Source organism: Vibrio sp. 10N.239.312.D08 (assembly GCF_041466145.1).
Classification (GTDB): domain Bacteria; phylum Pseudomonadota; class Gammaproteobacteria; order Enterobacterales; family Vibrionaceae; genus Vibrio; species Vibrio crassostreae_C.
In genome coordinates this window covers 25,035-40,249 of sequence record NZ_JBFSSD010000020.1, presented here as the reverse complement: position 1 = coordinate 40,249, position 15,215 = coordinate 25,035, and the positions used below count along the sequence as shown (strand labels likewise).

Below are 15,215 nucleotides of genomic sequence, written 5' to 3'. Positions count from 1 at the left end.
CACCTTCACATTCATGCTAAACAAACGGTTTCATTTACGAGCTACTATGCGTATCTTGCTACCTATGTGTGCCATAGGGCGCTACTTTTATTCGTACCGATGACATTAGAATCAGATAAAAAGGAATGAAGCGTGCAAGCTAAGTTTATAGATGGAACCACCCTGTATCGTCAGCACTATTTTGAACTACCACTCGATTATCAAGCGAAAGATGGGCAGCAGATTCAAGTATTCGCTCGTGAAGTTGTCGATCTAGCAAAAGACAGCCAAGAACTCCCGTGGCTTATCTACTTTCAGGGTGGTCCAGGCTTTCCTTCTCCTCGTGTAAGTGGAGAATCAGGTTGGATGAAACGTGCCTTACAAAACTACCGCGTTCTGCTTCTTGATCAGCGTGGCACTGGCAATAGCACGGTAATCAGCCATGAAACCTTGGCGCATCTGTCTCCAGAGCAACAAGCTGAATATTTGACGCACTTCAGGGCCGACAACATTGTTCGTGATGCCGAAGCGATTCGTGAGCAATTTGGTGTTAAGCAGTGGTCGACGATTGGACAGAGCTTTGGTGGCTTCTGTACACTGAGCTATTTGTCACTGTTCCCACAGAGCTTGCAGCGTTGTTATGTGACGGGCGGCATTCCTTCTATTGAACGAGAAGCTGACGATGTTTATCGTGCGACTTACAAGCGTGTAGAAGACAAAAACAGAGCTTTCTTTGCTCAGTTCCCACAAGCACAAGCTATGTGTCGCGAGATCTCTGATTACCTGCTCAACAACGATGTGAGACTGCCAAACGGTCAGGTGTTCACAGTTGAACAGTTCCAGCTAATAGGTATTAATCTTGGTGGCGGCGAAGCAAACCTTCCAATGTATTTCACACTGGAGAGTGCGTTTGTTGAAGTGAACGGTAACAGACAGCTGAGCTACAGCTACCTAAATCAAATGCAGCAAGAGCAGGGTTACTTAACTAACCCAATTTACGCAATCTTGCATGAATCGATTTACTGTCAAGGTACAGCGTCTAACTGGTCTGCACATCGTGTTCGTGAGCAGTACCCACACTTCAACTACCAATCGGGCAGTGAGTTCTGGTTTACTGGTGAAATGGTGTACCCATGGATGTTCGACCAACTTGAAACGCTAAAGCCACTGCGTGAAGCCGCGAACATGTTGGCTGAAAAGTCGGACTGGGGCACTTTGTACAACGCAGAGCAGTTGAGCAAGAATACAGTGCCAATGGCGTGTGCCGTTTACGCCGATGACATGTACGTTGAGTTGGATTACAGCCGTGAAACATTGGCGAACATTCCTAACTCGAAAGCGTGGATCACCAATGAATATGAACACAATGGCTTGCGAGTAGACGGCGAAAGGATTGTCGATAAATTGATGACGATGGTTGAAGCGTTAGAAAATCTGCCAAAGTAATCAAGCTATTTGCACTAGAAACAAGATGCGTTAGAAGCTTTCTACTTTAGAAACTATCTACGTTAGAAATACGATACGCCAGAAACAAGAAAACGCTGCACCCATGCAGCGTTTTTTTATGTCATCGAACTATTCGATTTAAGGAACTAGGAGGGGTAGCCCTTGAAGCCATTAAGGTTGGATGACGATATCTTGATTTTCAGTGGTCGATAAGCTGGCGCGGTTCTGTTCGATAAGCTGAGCCGCATAAGAGGGAGTTACAGCTTGAATTTCGCCTTTTGAACGAATCGTTAATGCTTCCCACGCATGATCACGGTATTTGCCTGTTTGTGTATATTCAATAAGTACTCTCATGATTCTTCCATCCGATGTGTGGTTAACGTGCTACTAACATTAGCGCCATTATTGTGGTTACACACCTGTTAAAAATGGAACATAAGATTAACCAAATGAGAATGCGTGTAACTTGAAAAACAGACCCAACTGCACTTATCTTCTTAACCGCGTTTATCGCAACTAACCGTATTTATCGCAACTAACAGCATTTATCGTAACCAACCTTACTTATCGTAAATAGCGTCCATAAAAAAACGCTGCACAATGGCAGCGTTAAAGTTGAGATAGGTTGAAGATTGCTTAGCTGTTTTCTAAGCCAACAATCTTGCGTGCAGACATCACTGCACTATCCAAATCGGTCAATCTACCAGCACTTGCTGGACCAAGAACTGATGAATACAAAGCCAACTGCTTCTCAAATGATAAATCTAATTGGTTATATAGATTTTGGCGGATTTGAGCGTGTTGCTGAGGCTTTGCGCTCGACAGGCCTTCCAACGTATCGTAGATGAGTGTAGTTGTATCCATAACTGTCCTTAGTACATCTTTAGAAAATTTTGCATATTATGCACTTGGTGTCATCTTTGTTCTGCGAGATTGATCGCATTATGTGCAGCTCTGCTTAATTGTGTAATCAGTTAGTTACAATTGTGTTGTACGGCAAAGTATCGAAAACTTGGGTTTGGGCAAAAGAAAAGGAGACACAGTGGTCTCCTTTTGGCTTGTTAGGCAAACATAAAAGTTACGTGCTGTTCGCTGCTTGTTGGGCCAATCGGCTACGCACAGCTACAGCGCCTATCGTATGTTAATGTTCTTATCTCGATTTTCGTACATTTCAGGTGTGGTGTGTAATCCACCTGCATAGCCTGCTGCTTCAAGTGTTTCTCTTACCTCTCGAACATGCTCAGCCGTGACCGGTTCATTTCTGTCGCCAAGGTTTAAACGCACAAACGTGATTAACTCAGCTAAGCGTTGATCCGACAGTACATCCTCAAAACTTGCCATTGGCATGAAATTTCTGTCTTTGTCGAGATAGGTGGGTTGCAAGCCGCGCACCGTTACCGCAATGGTATTGAATGGGTCGCTGTGCATGATAATACCGTTGTTCAACAGAGTAGGGGCGATTGGATCGCGACCTTTACCATCGTCACCATGACAGGCCCCACAGGTCTGACGATACGTGGTGTAGATTTCACTGGCATACGCAGCTTCATCAAACCCTTTAGGCTGTAACTGAACGGCATCACTGGCAATGGTGTTGTTGATGTCTCCACTGAGTAGGTAATAGGACATCGACTCAATATCTTCACGCGTCATCAAGCTTAGGCTGTTTTTCACTACATCAGCCATACCCGCAAAAGCGGTGCCTTTGTCTGAATGTCCTGTGTGTAAAAAGTCTGTGAGTGTTGCTTCATCCCAACCATCGATATAGAGCTCATTGGCTGTCATATCAGGCGCGTTCCAACCGTCGATCAAGTTACCTTGGAAAATACGTTCTGGTATCAGTGCTTGGGCAATATTTCGAGGTGTATGGCACTCCGAACAGTGACCAAGTCCTGCGACCCAATATTTGCCTTGTTGCCACTTATCGACATCCTCAATTTCTCCTTTGAGCTCTTCTGGTACTTCATAATCAATAGGGTCTGTATCCATAAATACGATGTTCCAGCCAAGCAAACCTAAGCGAATATTGGATGGAAACATCATGCTGTTGTCATCATTGCGTCGTGGCACGGCAGTGATTGACTGCATGTATTCCCACAAATCGACCATGTCTTGGTCGGTGAGGTATTGATAAGAGGTGTAGGGCATTGCAGGGTACAGGTAACCATTCTTACCTTTACCTGCAACTAACGCAGCTCGGAAATCGTCGAAGTCATAAGTCCCAATACCTTCGGTAGTGTGTGGCGTTATGTTGGTTGAATACACGGTGCCGAAGGGGGTGACAAAGGGTAGGCCGCCAGCAAAGGGTTCGCCACCTTCTGCACTATGACAAGCCACACAGTCACCGGCATAAGCGAGATATTCTCCGCGCTCAACAGATGATGCTTTCAAACTCGCGAGCCGTTGTTGCTCTACGTCACCAGCGTGTCGGATATAAGCCCCAAGCGCGAGTATCTCGTTCTCACTGAGCTGCTCATCAAACGCAGGCATTAGGTTGTTCAAACCGTAATTGATGGTGTGCTGAATCTCTTCAATACTCCCTCCGTGAAGCCAGATATCATCGGAAAGATCAGGTACGCCAATCGCTGGGTTAGCGACAGCACCATCGGCATGACAAGACGAACAGTATTGGACGAACAAGGTTTTACCGAGCTCGACTTTAATCTCCGGCACATCGGTATGACGTTGGTTGAGGGAGGCTAGATAGTAGGAGACTTTTGCCACCTCGTCTGGGCGCATGATTTCACTCCAACCCGGCATCGCTCCATTTCGCCCTTTGGCAATCGAATGGATCACAGCTTCATCACTGCCGCCGTATAACCATTCTTGGTCGATAAGATTAGGGAAGTGTTTCTGACCTTGTGCATTATCTCGGTGACAAGCGGCACAGTGAGTTTGGAATAGAATCCTACCGCTGTTCACGATCTCTGGGACAGCAGCTAATCCCTCTAACGTGGTTTCGCTGGTTTGTGCAAATTGCTCATTGAGAGTGGTGGATGGTGAACTGAGCTTATCGTCGCTTTGTTCCCAATCGACTAAGCCTTCCCATTCTCCAAGCCCGGGGTAGAGCACCAAATAACCCGCAGACAAAAGAAATGCCACTGCATAACTGATAAATAACAGCTTAGGTGGAGGCGCATCTTTCTCTTCAATACCATCAAAGGTGCCAATGGTGTGGTCGTGATCGGCCTTGTGATTGCTACGCCAGTATTTAACGACAACAGACACCATCAGAACAAAGAATATTAAGGTTAAGAGTACCGCCCATAGATTCCAGAATGTGCTCATTGTGATACCTCCTGTGACGTATCTTTACCCAGGCTTTGTAAATAGCGAATCAGAGCTTCACCTTTGGTTTTGCCTCTTACTTGCAAACGGGCATCACCAATTTCTTGATCGGTATAAGGCACACCTAAGGTACGTAACACTTCCATTTTGGCGCTAATATCATCGCCAGTCAGAGTCTGCTCAAATAGCCACGGGTAAGAGGGCATGATCGAGGTCGGTACGACTTTTCGAGGGTCAATTAAGTGAATAGCATGCCATTGGTCAGAATACTTTCTACCTAAGTTAGTGAGGTCAGGACCAGTACGTTTAGAGCCCCACAAGTTAGGAAACTCATAGATATCGTCTGCTTCTTGGTTCGGGCGACCATTACGCTTCACTTCTGGCTCTAGAGGGCGAACCATTTGTGTGTGACAAACATGGCAGCCTTCACTGATGTATATGTCTCGGCCTGCTAACTCAATCGGTGTGAGAGGCATCGCTAAGCTGCCTTTGGCAATATCATCGCCACGGACAATGCTTGGCACTACCCAGACCAATAAAGAGAAGGAGGCCACGACAACAGTGGTCAAAATTAAAATGACGATTGAATGTGTAAAGTCTTTACTCATCATTTAAGCTCCTTCATTAACAGTGTGTTTAGCATCATTTGTTACGGGCATACGAACCGTTTTGTACAAGTTGAAAGCCATTAAGAACAATCCAAGTACAAACAGCGCGCCACCAAAGAAACGCATGAATAGCCAAGGTGCTTTAAAGTCCATAGCTTCTACAAAACTGTAAATCAGTTCGCCATTTTCATTTTGAGCGAGCCACATATATCCCTCGCCGATGCCTGCGATCCAAAGTGCTATTGCATAGACGGCGACGCCAGCATGAGCAAGCCAAAAGTGCCATTTAATCAGTCGTCGTGACCATAGATCGGTTTGGTCCCATAAGCGTGGAATGAAGTAGTAAAAAACCGCTATCCCTGACATCCCAACCCATCCGAGAGCCGCGGAATGTACGTGCCCGATGATCCATTCGGTGTTGTGTGCCACCATGTTGAACCAGCGAATAGCGAGTAGCGGACCTTCGAATGTTGCCAAGCAGTAGTAAAGAATCGCTGAGAAAAAGAATAAAAGAATGTAGTCGGACTTCAGCTTTTCTTTATTTTGTAGGAGGGTCATTGCGCTATTGAACGCGCCTGCCCAAGAAGGGAGCCACAGGATCAAAGACATAACGATGCCGATGTTCTGAATCCAGATGGGAACAGAAGAATAAACCAAATGGTGCGTTCCGGCCCACGTGTAAAAGCCGACCAAGCCCCAGAAATGGATCACAGACAAACGGTACGAGTAGATAGGTCGATCCGCCGCTTTGGGTATGAAATAGTAGTTCATACCAATCACACCAGCGGTCAGCAAGAAACCGACGGCATTATGTCCCCACCACCATTGAACAATCGCATCTTGAGCGCCTGCAAACACAGAGTAGGACTTCATCGCCAACACAGGCATCGCGAGGTTGTTCACGATGAAAATCATTGCAACGACGATAATGAATGCAGCAAAGAACCAGTTAGCCACAAAGATATGGCTGACCTTTCGTTTAGCAAGGGTGCCAAAGAACAACACCGCGTACAGCACCCAAACCAACACAATCATCAAGTCGATTGGCCATTCAAGCTCCGCATACTCTTTTGAAGTAGTGTGGCCTGCGGGTAAGGAAATGACCGCAAGTAACAGGATGAATTGCCAGCCCCAAAATACCATCCATGAAAGGCTTTTGTTGAACAAGTCACAATGGCCTGTTCGCTGGGCAATGTACAAAGACGTCCCCATCAAGATATTCACGACGAAGCCGTAAATTACTCCAGAGGTATGTAGCGGACGCAGTCGACCAAATTGGAAATACTGAGAATCAAAGTTTAAGACTGGCCAATATAATTGCGCGGCGAGAATCACGCCGATGATCATACCTACAATCGCCCACACTAAGGATGCAATGATGAAGTACTTCACGACCTTAATGCTGTATTGCGTTGTCACTTGTTCCATAACAAGGCTCCTTGCCTAGAGGTTTTGAATCGCTGACTTAATTTGAATCGCTGAGCGAGCCTGCTTCGTTGCCGAGCACAGAATAGAAATAGGAAATGTCACGGATGTCTTGGTCTGAGAGCGTGTCGGCTTGTTGTTGCATGAGAATCGCTAAGCCACTGGTTCTTTCTCGAGTCTGGTAATCTTTCAATGAAGAGATGAGATAACCCACTTTTTGACCGCGAAGGTTCGGGTAGGGATCTTGTGTTGAGATGCCATCAGCGCCATGACAGGTCATACACACTTTGGCTTTTTGTTTACCTAATTCGAATTGTTCTTGATTAACTTCAGCAGAAACAGGAAACATGACAAGCGTCATTACTAGGGTAGAAAGTGTCGCCATGGGGTTAAATTTTTTTATATTCAAACTCATTCTCGATTCCCTTGATTATGAAATGAGTAAGCTTTCTAAGATCAATACACGAGATCAACTGGTGAAGTAGAAACGACTGGAACTCGTTATTAAGTCTCTTAAAGCTGCTTACGTTCGATTAAAGGTTATGCAGCAACCAGCATTCTCGCTACTTACTTACTCATATTTATTGTTAATTTTGTTGTTTGATACGTATTCATAAGGCTGATTGGTTTACTTACGCAGAGTAAAATACGAGTTTTTCTTACTAACCAGTCGAGAAGAAATACGTCAAGCGGGTAGGGAGCGCTGAACGAGAGCGGTGATGGAAGAGACAGAGAAATGGCGAAGTTATTGAAAAACAGCGAGGTGTAGGAGCATTCGGAATAAAGTGATACCAATCAATCTGAGTGGTATCGGTACAAGTTAAATGGTCAATTTATACTAGACTCAAATTAGTGACCTTTTTAAATGGAGTTTAGAATGAGAACTGTATTCTTGTTGATGCTTTGGCTTTGCTCGTTTTCGATTTTTGCAGCCTCAGAGTTAACGGTTTTCGACCACTCTGGGCAAAAGCATGGTTTTAGTAGAGAGCAACTCCTGTCACTTCCTCAAAAAGAAATTACTACCACCTTGCCTTGGGTCGAGGGTCTGACCGTTTATAGTGGCGTGACGTTACAAACGGTGCTTGGAAATATGGATTTACCGATATCATCACAAGTTACTTTTGTGGCATTGAATGACTATAAAATTGCGGTGCCCAAAGAAGATTTTGATACCTATGACCCCATCATTGCGATTAAAAAGAATGGTGAGTTTATGTCTGTGAGAGAAAAAGGCCCGTTTTGGTTGATTTACCCACTCTCTGCGAACCCTGAAACTAATACCCCTGATTTCCATGCCAAGATGATTTGGCAGATTCGTGATATTCACCTGTAGAGGCTAATTATGAAGAAGCTGTTGTCTATGGCCGCAATCAAAGTCGTTGTTTTGTCTTTGGCCGTGGTTGTTCTATCCGTCAATATCTACAGCGTTACTCGAATTAATGACATCAACAAGAGCTTTTCTAATCGCCAAAATGAGGCCACTTGGTTTGTTTTTCAACTCGTCAAAGAGTATGCAAACTTCTTGATGGTTAGCCATGCAAAGACGATTGATTATGATGAACTTTGGTTGGCATATGACATTACTTGGAGTCGTTTTGATATTCTGATCAACAGCACTGAATCGTCCAATTTTATTCGCTCAGCAAACTTTAAACCGTACTTTACCGCAGAGTTTGAAAAGTTTAAGTCGTTAGAATCCTCAATTAAGTTGGTGAATCAAGGCGCTTTGCCTAAGGAATCACTGCAGAAGAAAATTGATATTTGTTACAACACGCTGGTCGAATTTATTAACGAAAAGTTTCGACTCCAAAGCCCGGTTATTGAAGAAAACACCACAATGGTCGACAAGTTGGTGATGATGCATCAGATAAGCAGCGTATTTCTGGTGTTGCTACTGCTTGTGACAGGAGCGATTTTTTACGTCGACTTTGCAATCAAACGAAAACTTCATTCTACCGACTTCATTACTGGCTTTCGCAATCGAGTCTCGCTCATGCAGTTTGTTAAGAACAGCTATCCAACAAACGGTAATTTCGACCTTTACTTTGTAAGAATCAGAAACCTTAGTGAGATAAACCAAAAGTATGGACTTGAATATGGAGACTTGGTGGTGAGTTCAGCTGCTAAGTCCCTGACGGCAAAGGTACCGGAAAGTACTATCTCGTTTCGTAGTAGTGGCAGTCAGTTTCTATTCTTCATTCCTGAGCAATTGTACACAAGTGATGAGATACAGGAAAAATTCAATGACGTGCTTAAGGATTATATCTCTGCGGGGAATTTAGAATTGATGATTGACGCTGTAGTCAGGCATAAGAAGAACATCAGCTCTAAAGATATGATGGAGCTACTAACGACGATGCAGAGTTAATCCCCGCATCAGCGATAAGTTAGATCATTAGGTTTTGTTGACTGTACGCTCACCATTCTCCCGCTTCACTATCATGGCTTTTGCCATTCTTTATTTGCCTCCTCATTCAATGTGCAGCCAATAGAGAGCTCCTGCTCTGATGAAGATAGTTCTACTACTAGTTATAGCTATAGTGGCTTTCCGCGCTTGAATAGGAAGAGAGGCTTTGAGGTTTAGGTTTAGGTTTAAGGTTACTGCTTTTGAGTGAGTGCAACGATTCGCTCGTTAGATCTCGAACTGCTAACAGACTGCGGGTTTAAAATTGCTTGCGGGTTATGGTTTCGAACAAACTCGATGAATTCCAGATAAGTGAGTGGCTGACTGAAGAAGTAGCCTTGTATTAGGTTACAGTTGGCTTTTCTGAGGTAATGATACTGTTCTATCGACTCAACACCTTCTCCGACGACTAGCGTGTCACAAGAGTGGCCTAAGTTAACCATAGATTCGACCATCTTGCGGTCGGCCTTGTCGTCTACCATGTTATCGATAAAGCTCTTATCAATTTTGAGCTCATCCACAGGGTAGTGGAGAAGTTGGTTAAACGCTGTGTAGCCCGTACCAAAATCGTCAAGGGAGACCTTTAAACCTAAGCTTCTGAGGCTCTCGATAGTCTGCACCGTAAGCTTGGTACTTTTCACGTAACTGGTCTCGGTAATCTCTATAATAATGTTGCCAGGTGGCACTTGATAACGTTCGAGTACTTTACGGATATTGTCGGCAAAATTACGGTTGTAGAGCTCCATCGCCGAGATATTAATTGACAGAGTGCCCTTGTATTTATGAAGTTCTGAAAGCTCTTTATAGCTTTTGATCGCGGTGCCAATGACCCACATGTCGAGCCTGGCAATAAGGTTACTCTTTTCTGCAACTGGGATAAATTCTTCTGGTCCCGCATCGATATCGAATAAGGCTGGGCAACGAATCAGGCACTCCGCGCCATCTATCTGAAGTGTCTTGGCGTTAAAAATAGGCATAAAGCGAAGTTCAAAGTTGTCACTTTCGCAGCACTCTAAGAGTCTTTTCTCTACAACGTCATGGCGTTCCAAGGTATGTAACAACTCTTCGCCATAAACAATATGACTTTCGCCATCACTATGAGACTTCGCATTAGCTAACATTTCATCGATGCACCGGTGCCAAATCTCATCGAACTTTGGCGTGTCGAGCGGTAAAACACCTGTTGCGAGTGATAATCGAAACCCATAGTAGTCAAGGAAGGTGGTGCCGGTCAGCGTATTGTTGATGTTCTCAATTTCTTCGTTTATCACTTGGTTCTTACCCATCTCCAAGATCGCGATAAACTGATTCCCTCCCAGTCTGGCTAAAGAGTAATCACTGCAACTAAAGCCCAAAGAGGCTTGTTGGTTTTGTAGTGTCTCTTTCAGTGCTTTAGCTAAGCTTATCAGTACATTATCACCAACTTTTGCCCCGTAGAGATCGTTAATTTTACGAAAATCGATGATGTCCCAACAAACCACATAGCAGTGTGGGCTCATCGAGCTTTTTAGTCGTACATCAAGGTGTCTGATGAAAGAGCGTCGGTTAGCTAGCTTGGTGAGTTGGTCGAATTCGGCTTCGAACTTCAACTCTGTTAATGAGTCTATGTACGCGTTCTTTAAACCATCAATTTCACTTTGCCCTGATGAGCGTTTGAAGTATCTAAGTTTGAGCCCGCCGATCGATATCTCTTGAAGTAAGTCTTTAAGCGGTCGCACGAGTTGGTAACGTACCACTAAATGTACGATCAACATGATCGTAAAGAGAGTACCAAAGCCACCTAACAAGGTTTGTTTAGCGATGATGGCTTTCTCATGGTTGAACTTTTGTTCTCGAATATTTACTTGCGCGATGAGATGTCGGCTGGTCATCTGCACATTGATATTATCTTGGGTTTGCTCAATTGATTTGATAACGAATTGGGTATTTTCAATGTTGGCAGCGTCTGAGGATGGCTCGATTAAGAACTGAATATTGTCATCGTCATTGTATTTGATTAGCAGGCTAGAGAGTTGCATCAGAGGCCCATCAGCAATCAAGATGTAGCGATTTAAACTGTTACTTGCACGTTTGTCTTGAGGAAGGAGGTAAGGGTCAATTGCTGCAACATACGAGTATCTGAGCTCTCCACTGATCGAGATATAAGAGAAGCCTTCGTAGGAGAGTTCATTTTTGCTTATTAACGAGGTGTATATATCGAAGACTCTTTCGTAAATCTTGTCAGGGATCTTTAGCCCCTCGAAAGGATCGGCTCTGAGAGTCGAAAGCGTTAATTTGAACTTAGGGTCCACGATATAAACATTGCGTTGCCCAAATTGATTGACGTGATTCTGGCTTAATACTCGGAGTACTCGTTTTTCCAATAGCGATAGAGTCGTGTAGTCGCCAGGATTTTGAATGTAGCGGAGGAACTGCAACGAAGAACCGATATCTTTAACTAGTAAGGACAAGCCGAGCTGCTCGTATTCCGCCGCGACTAAAGCGGTGTTCACATCAGATTGCACCTTGTCCAAATACATGTGCTTAGCATGATTTGATGCGAAGTTGTACATCACGATTCCTGCTATCAGGAGCACAAATGTCAGCGTTGGTAAAAGTACAAAATAGAGCTTCTTCAATACTGGCATGAGTTATCTCAAACTGTCGACAATACGATTGCGAATTTGAATGCTACTCGGTTCTAACGGCTGATAAAGGTAGCTGCGATCTAATACTTCTTTATTCGGGAAAAGCTCGGGATCGTTTTGATACTCCTGAGAAGTGAGTGCTTTTGCTTTTGAACTTGGCGTTGCAAACCATGAATCCATTGCGTTTTGAGCGGCGATTTCGGGTTGCGATAAGAAGGAGAGAATCGTGGTTGCCTGTGGAGATCGCTCTCCGTTGTTAATTGCAGCCATACACTCTAACCATAAGGTTGTTCCTTCTAGAGGCACTGTGTAGGCCCAAGATGCCTCAGGTTCGGCATCATTAAGCACATAGCTGTCACCTGAGTATCCGTAGGCGAGGTCGATGTTGGCTAAGTGTTCGGGATGACGAATATAATCGACAACGTATTCATTACTTTCAAGGTGAGGCTTCTGTGCTTGTAGCGTTTTGTAAGCGACTCGAAGTTCTTGTTCGTTGTTGGTAAACGGCTCAAATTGATTCATCAGAAGCGCAGCACTCACCAAATCCGTAGGCTCATAATACATGCTGATTCGGCCGCTGGTTTTGGTTTCAGGGTCTAGAAGAGCGCCCCAAGACTTGGGAGTCTCAACTTTTCCGCTTCGGTATAAGATGCCGGATGTCCCCCAAGCGTAGGGGATTCCATATTCGCCACACCCATCCACCCATCTTGAGTCAAAGTTGCTTGAAAGGGATTGCTGCAAGTCGCTCAGGTTGTGGAATAAGTTCTGTTTAGCCAGCGCTTTCAGTTTAATACTTTCAATGACAACCAATTCAAACGCACCTCGTCGTTCACTCAATAGCACTTCATCACGAATGGACTCGTCAGAAAAATATTGCTGCTTTAGTGAGATGCCGTAGGTATCACTCAACTGGGTAACGACGCTGTCAGATAAAAATTCATCCCAATTGTAGAGATAAATATCATGCTGCTGGCCAAATACAGGGCTAGCCAAAAAGGATGTTGACGCAAGTATTGATACGCAAAACGCTTTCACTGACGGATTCCCTTTCGTACGTGATAACTAAATCGTAGCCCAAAATTTGCAACATGATTCAAATTTAGGCACTTAATTTAACTTCAACTTCATGCATTTCATGCAAATAGCAACTTGCTACTCCTACTTGATACCGAACCTTTATCGTGTGAGGCAAGGATGACTCCGTCGTATCGTATTCAACACAAGTACGTATTCCAGTTTATTGTCCGTGAATGGATTATTTAAATTAATATTCATCATAATATCCATTCTTACAAGTTATTATGCAAATATTAAGCATTAAATAATGATGCGGTGATTACCTTTTTCGGGTTCTCGCTCGCATTAATCGTCGTTATTCCTTTGTTTTGCCATCGCGATTTACTCTTATGTTCAATGTTCTTTTATCCCTAAAAACACTTCTATAACGTTTTGTTTATCATTTGTTTCGTTTCTCAATAAGTATCGATAAAGTTGTTGCTAAAGACTTGTAGCACAAGGTGATTGTGCTTATTGTGGGCAGCAATATCTAGGTTATGTCCCAACGAGCCATGATTGCCGGTTTGGGAAATGTTGTGCATTTAGGAGCCATTGTGGATTTAGAGATATATCAAGTAGATTCGTTTACAACTCAAGCGTTTAAAGGGAACCCTGCCGGGGTCTGTATCTCCAAAGAGCCGTTGGATGAGTCGTTAATGTTTTCAATCGCTGAAGAGATGGCGGTATCTGAAACGGCTTTTCTCGCGCTTAACACTATGACGCTTAAATGGTTCACTCCCGAAGTCGAAGTGAAGCTGTGTGGACATGGCACACTGGCAACGGTTCATGTGATGAAAGAACAAGGACTGCTTGAGACAGGTGATAAGGTCGTGTTTAACACCTTATCTGGGGAATTATCTGCCGCCGTTTGTGAATCGTCTATCGAGCTTGATTTTCCTAGTACACAGCTATCATTGCGTTCTGAACCCAACCTCACGCTGCTTGAACACCTAGGTTTAGATCCGCATCAAGTAGTTTCATTCAGAGAATTTGACTCTAAGCAGTTAATCGAAGTTTCCAACGAACAAGTGTTATTGGAGCTTTCACCAAACTTTGATGCGTTAAAAGGTATTCAAGGGCGAGGTGTAGTGGTGACAGCATTGGCAGCAAATACGGAACTTGATTTTGTTTCTCGCTACTTTGCACCTTGGGTTGGGGTTAATGAAGATCCTGTGACTGGCTCGGCACATTGCGCATTGACGCAACACTGGGCAGAAAAGCTCAACAAAAGCAGTTTCAGTGCTTATCAGGCGTCTCGTCGTGGTGGCTATATGTCGACTGAATTATTGGCTAATGGGCGAATAAAGTTAATCGGCTCTGCGACCACTGTGATTAGTGGTGTGTTGAAGCTTTAGATTTTTATAGAAGCTTTAGAGCGCTGTTTGCTCTGTTTTGTTGTAACCGCCTAGTATGTTTTATTCGATTATTCACCGTGAAAGAAGCGGCTAGGGCGGAATGTTATTATTGAAGGAATCACCGTGTCTGCCTTTTATCTTTCCCAAGTATTAGTCGCGATAGCCATTTGTTTTGATCTTCTGTCATTCCAATTCAAGGAAAGGAAGAAAATCGTCACTTGTCTGTTCTTTGCTGGCGTTCTTATTTCGAGTCACTTTATCCTTCTTGAACAATGGACAGCGGCGAGCTTAATGACGATTGCCACGATTCGCTATTTGACGAGCGCATTTTCTACCTCGTCTAAGTTTAAATATTTGTTTTGTTCGATGTCGGTGGTCGCAACCGCAGTGACTTACTCGGGGCTAACCAGCATATTGAGTTGCTTTGCCTCCGTATTTCAAACCTTTGCAGCCTTCAATAAGGATGACCGTCGATTAAGAGAATTGATGATCATCGGAACCAGCTTTTGGTTGATTCACAATTACTTAGTTGGCTCGCCAACAGCGGTTGTTATGGAGGCGCTGTTTATCTGCAGTAACTTGGTGGGCTATTACCGTTTTTACTTCAAAAAGAGTGCCGCTGCTTAGGTTTACAGTGCAGTTAAGGCCCAAGTTGTTAATCAATTCAATGCTAGCTAGGAGAGCTTGATGCCAAACATTTACAATGATGTTCCTTCATCAATACCTAATGAGATATTCAATGACCTGATTGCCAACGATAGTGTTCGAATTGAAAGAATATTGTCGCATGGGCACAGCTCCCCGGAAGGGGGTTGGTATGATCAAGACGAGAATGAATGGGTGATGGTGATTGAAGGTCAAGGCGTCATCGAGTTTGAAGATGGACGCGTTGTTACCTTGTCTAAAGGGGATTACATCAACATTGCTGCGAGAGAAAAGCACAAGGTTATTGGTACAGATAAAGATACGGTGACGATCTGGTTGGCTGTGTTTTATCGTTGATATCTTGTTCTAAAGCTGAGGCTGT

Annotated in this window: 14 protein-coding genes; 6 read left to right on the top strand and 8 right to left on the bottom strand. The window is 44.0% G+C overall.

The annotated features are described in order from the left end of the window. Positions 1-132 precede the first annotated feature (132 nt). The gene (locus AB6D58_RS12520) at positions 133-1,425 is read left to right on the top strand and encodes an alpha/beta fold hydrolase (protein ID WP_372157411.1); all 1,293 of its coding nucleotides are present in this window, start codon (positions 133-135) and stop codon (positions 1,423-1,425) included. 171 nt (positions 1,426-1,596) lie between these two features. Here the strand turns inward: AB6D58_RS12520 and AB6D58_RS12515 are convergent, their stop codons facing one another. From AB6D58_RS12515 to AB6D58_RS12490, 6 genes are all read right to left on the bottom strand, one after another. Then, positions 1,597-1,779 carry a hypothetical protein gene (locus tag AB6D58_RS12515; protein ID WP_004730424.1) on the bottom strand — a complete coding sequence of 61 codons (183 nt, stop codon included), beginning with the start codon at positions 1,777-1,779 and terminating at the stop codon, positions 1,597-1,599. A 282-nt stretch (positions 1,780-2,061) separates the two neighbouring features. Then, positions 2,062-2,289, bottom strand: coding sequence for a PAS factor family protein (locus AB6D58_RS12510; protein ID WP_004730426.1), 228 nt, complete (start codon positions 2,287-2,289; stop codon positions 2,062-2,064). A 267-nt stretch (positions 2,290-2,556) separates the two neighbouring features. Then, positions 2,557-4,713: a c-type cytochrome gene (locus tag AB6D58_RS12505; protein ID WP_372157409.1), complete on the bottom strand. Its 2,157-nt coding sequence runs from the start codon at positions 4,711-4,713 to the stop codon at positions 2,557-2,559. Beyond that, positions 4,710-5,324 (bottom strand): cbb3-type cytochrome c oxidase subunit II, encoded by a 615-nt coding sequence (locus AB6D58_RS12500; protein ID WP_017064719.1) that lies wholly within the window; start codon positions 5,322-5,324, stop codon positions 4,710-4,712. Before AB6D58_RS12500 ends, AB6D58_RS12505 begins: the two co-directional genes overlap by 4 nt. Further along, on the bottom strand, positions 5,325-6,749 hold the full coding sequence (ccoN, locus tag AB6D58_RS12495) for a cytochrome-c oxidase, cbb3-type subunit I (protein ID WP_372157407.1): 1,425 nt from the start codon (positions 6,747-6,749) through the stop codon (positions 5,325-5,327). Positions 6,750-6,786: 37 nt separating this feature from the next. After that, positions 6,787-7,161: a cytochrome c gene (locus tag AB6D58_RS12490; RefSeq protein ID WP_029235248.1), complete on the bottom strand. Its 375-nt coding sequence runs from the start codon at positions 7,159-7,161 to the stop codon at positions 6,787-6,789. Between the two features lie 462 nt (positions 7,162-7,623). Between AB6D58_RS12490 and AB6D58_RS12485 the strand changes: the two genes are divergently transcribed. Both AB6D58_RS12485 and AB6D58_RS12480 read left to right on the top strand, forming a co-directional pair. Further along, entirely contained in the window at positions 7,624-8,079 is a 456-nt protein-coding gene (locus tag AB6D58_RS12485; protein ID WP_372157405.1) for a hypothetical protein, read from the top strand. Positions 8,080-8,088: 9 nt separating this feature from the next. Next, positions 8,089-9,114, top strand: coding sequence for a GGDEF domain-containing protein (locus AB6D58_RS12480; protein ID WP_017069848.1), 1,026 nt, complete (start codon positions 8,089-8,091; stop codon positions 9,112-9,114). Between the two features lie 230 nt (positions 9,115-9,344). Here the strand turns inward: AB6D58_RS12480 and AB6D58_RS12475 are convergent, their stop codons facing one another. Both AB6D58_RS12475 and AB6D58_RS12470 read right to left on the bottom strand, forming a co-directional pair. Continuing rightward, the gene (locus AB6D58_RS12475; RefSeq protein WP_102393762.1) at positions 9,345-11,777 is read right to left on the bottom strand and encodes a bifunctional diguanylate cyclase/phosphodiesterase; all 2,433 of its coding nucleotides are present in this window, start codon (positions 11,775-11,777) and stop codon (positions 9,345-9,347) included. Positions 11,778-11,780: 3 nt separating this feature from the next. Beyond that, on the bottom strand, positions 11,781-12,812 hold the full coding sequence (locus AB6D58_RS12470; RefSeq protein ID WP_102393763.1) for a PotD/PotF family extracellular solute-binding protein: 1,032 nt from the start codon (positions 12,810-12,812) through the stop codon (positions 11,781-11,783). Positions 12,813-13,387: 575 nt separating this feature from the next. On the opposite strand from AB6D58_RS12470, the gene AB6D58_RS12465 reads away from it, so the two are divergent. The 3 genes from AB6D58_RS12465 (at position 13,388) to AB6D58_RS12455 (ending at position 15,190) form a co-directional block, all read left to right on the top strand. Continuing rightward, the gene (locus AB6D58_RS12465) at positions 13,388-14,188 is read left to right on the top strand and encodes a PhzF family phenazine biosynthesis protein (RefSeq protein ID WP_065584627.1); all 801 of its coding nucleotides are present in this window, start codon (positions 13,388-13,390) and stop codon (positions 14,186-14,188) included. 123 nt (positions 14,189-14,311) lie between these two features. Further along, on the top strand, positions 14,312-14,815 hold the full coding sequence (locus AB6D58_RS12460; RefSeq protein ID WP_372157403.1) for a YgjV family protein: 504 nt from the start codon (positions 14,312-14,314) through the stop codon (positions 14,813-14,815). A gap of 60 nt (positions 14,816-14,875) precedes the next feature. Next, positions 14,876-15,190, top strand: coding sequence for a cupin domain-containing protein (locus AB6D58_RS12455; protein WP_372157401.1), 315 nt, complete (start codon positions 14,876-14,878; stop codon positions 15,188-15,190). Positions 15,191-15,215: the final 25 nt, after the last annotated feature.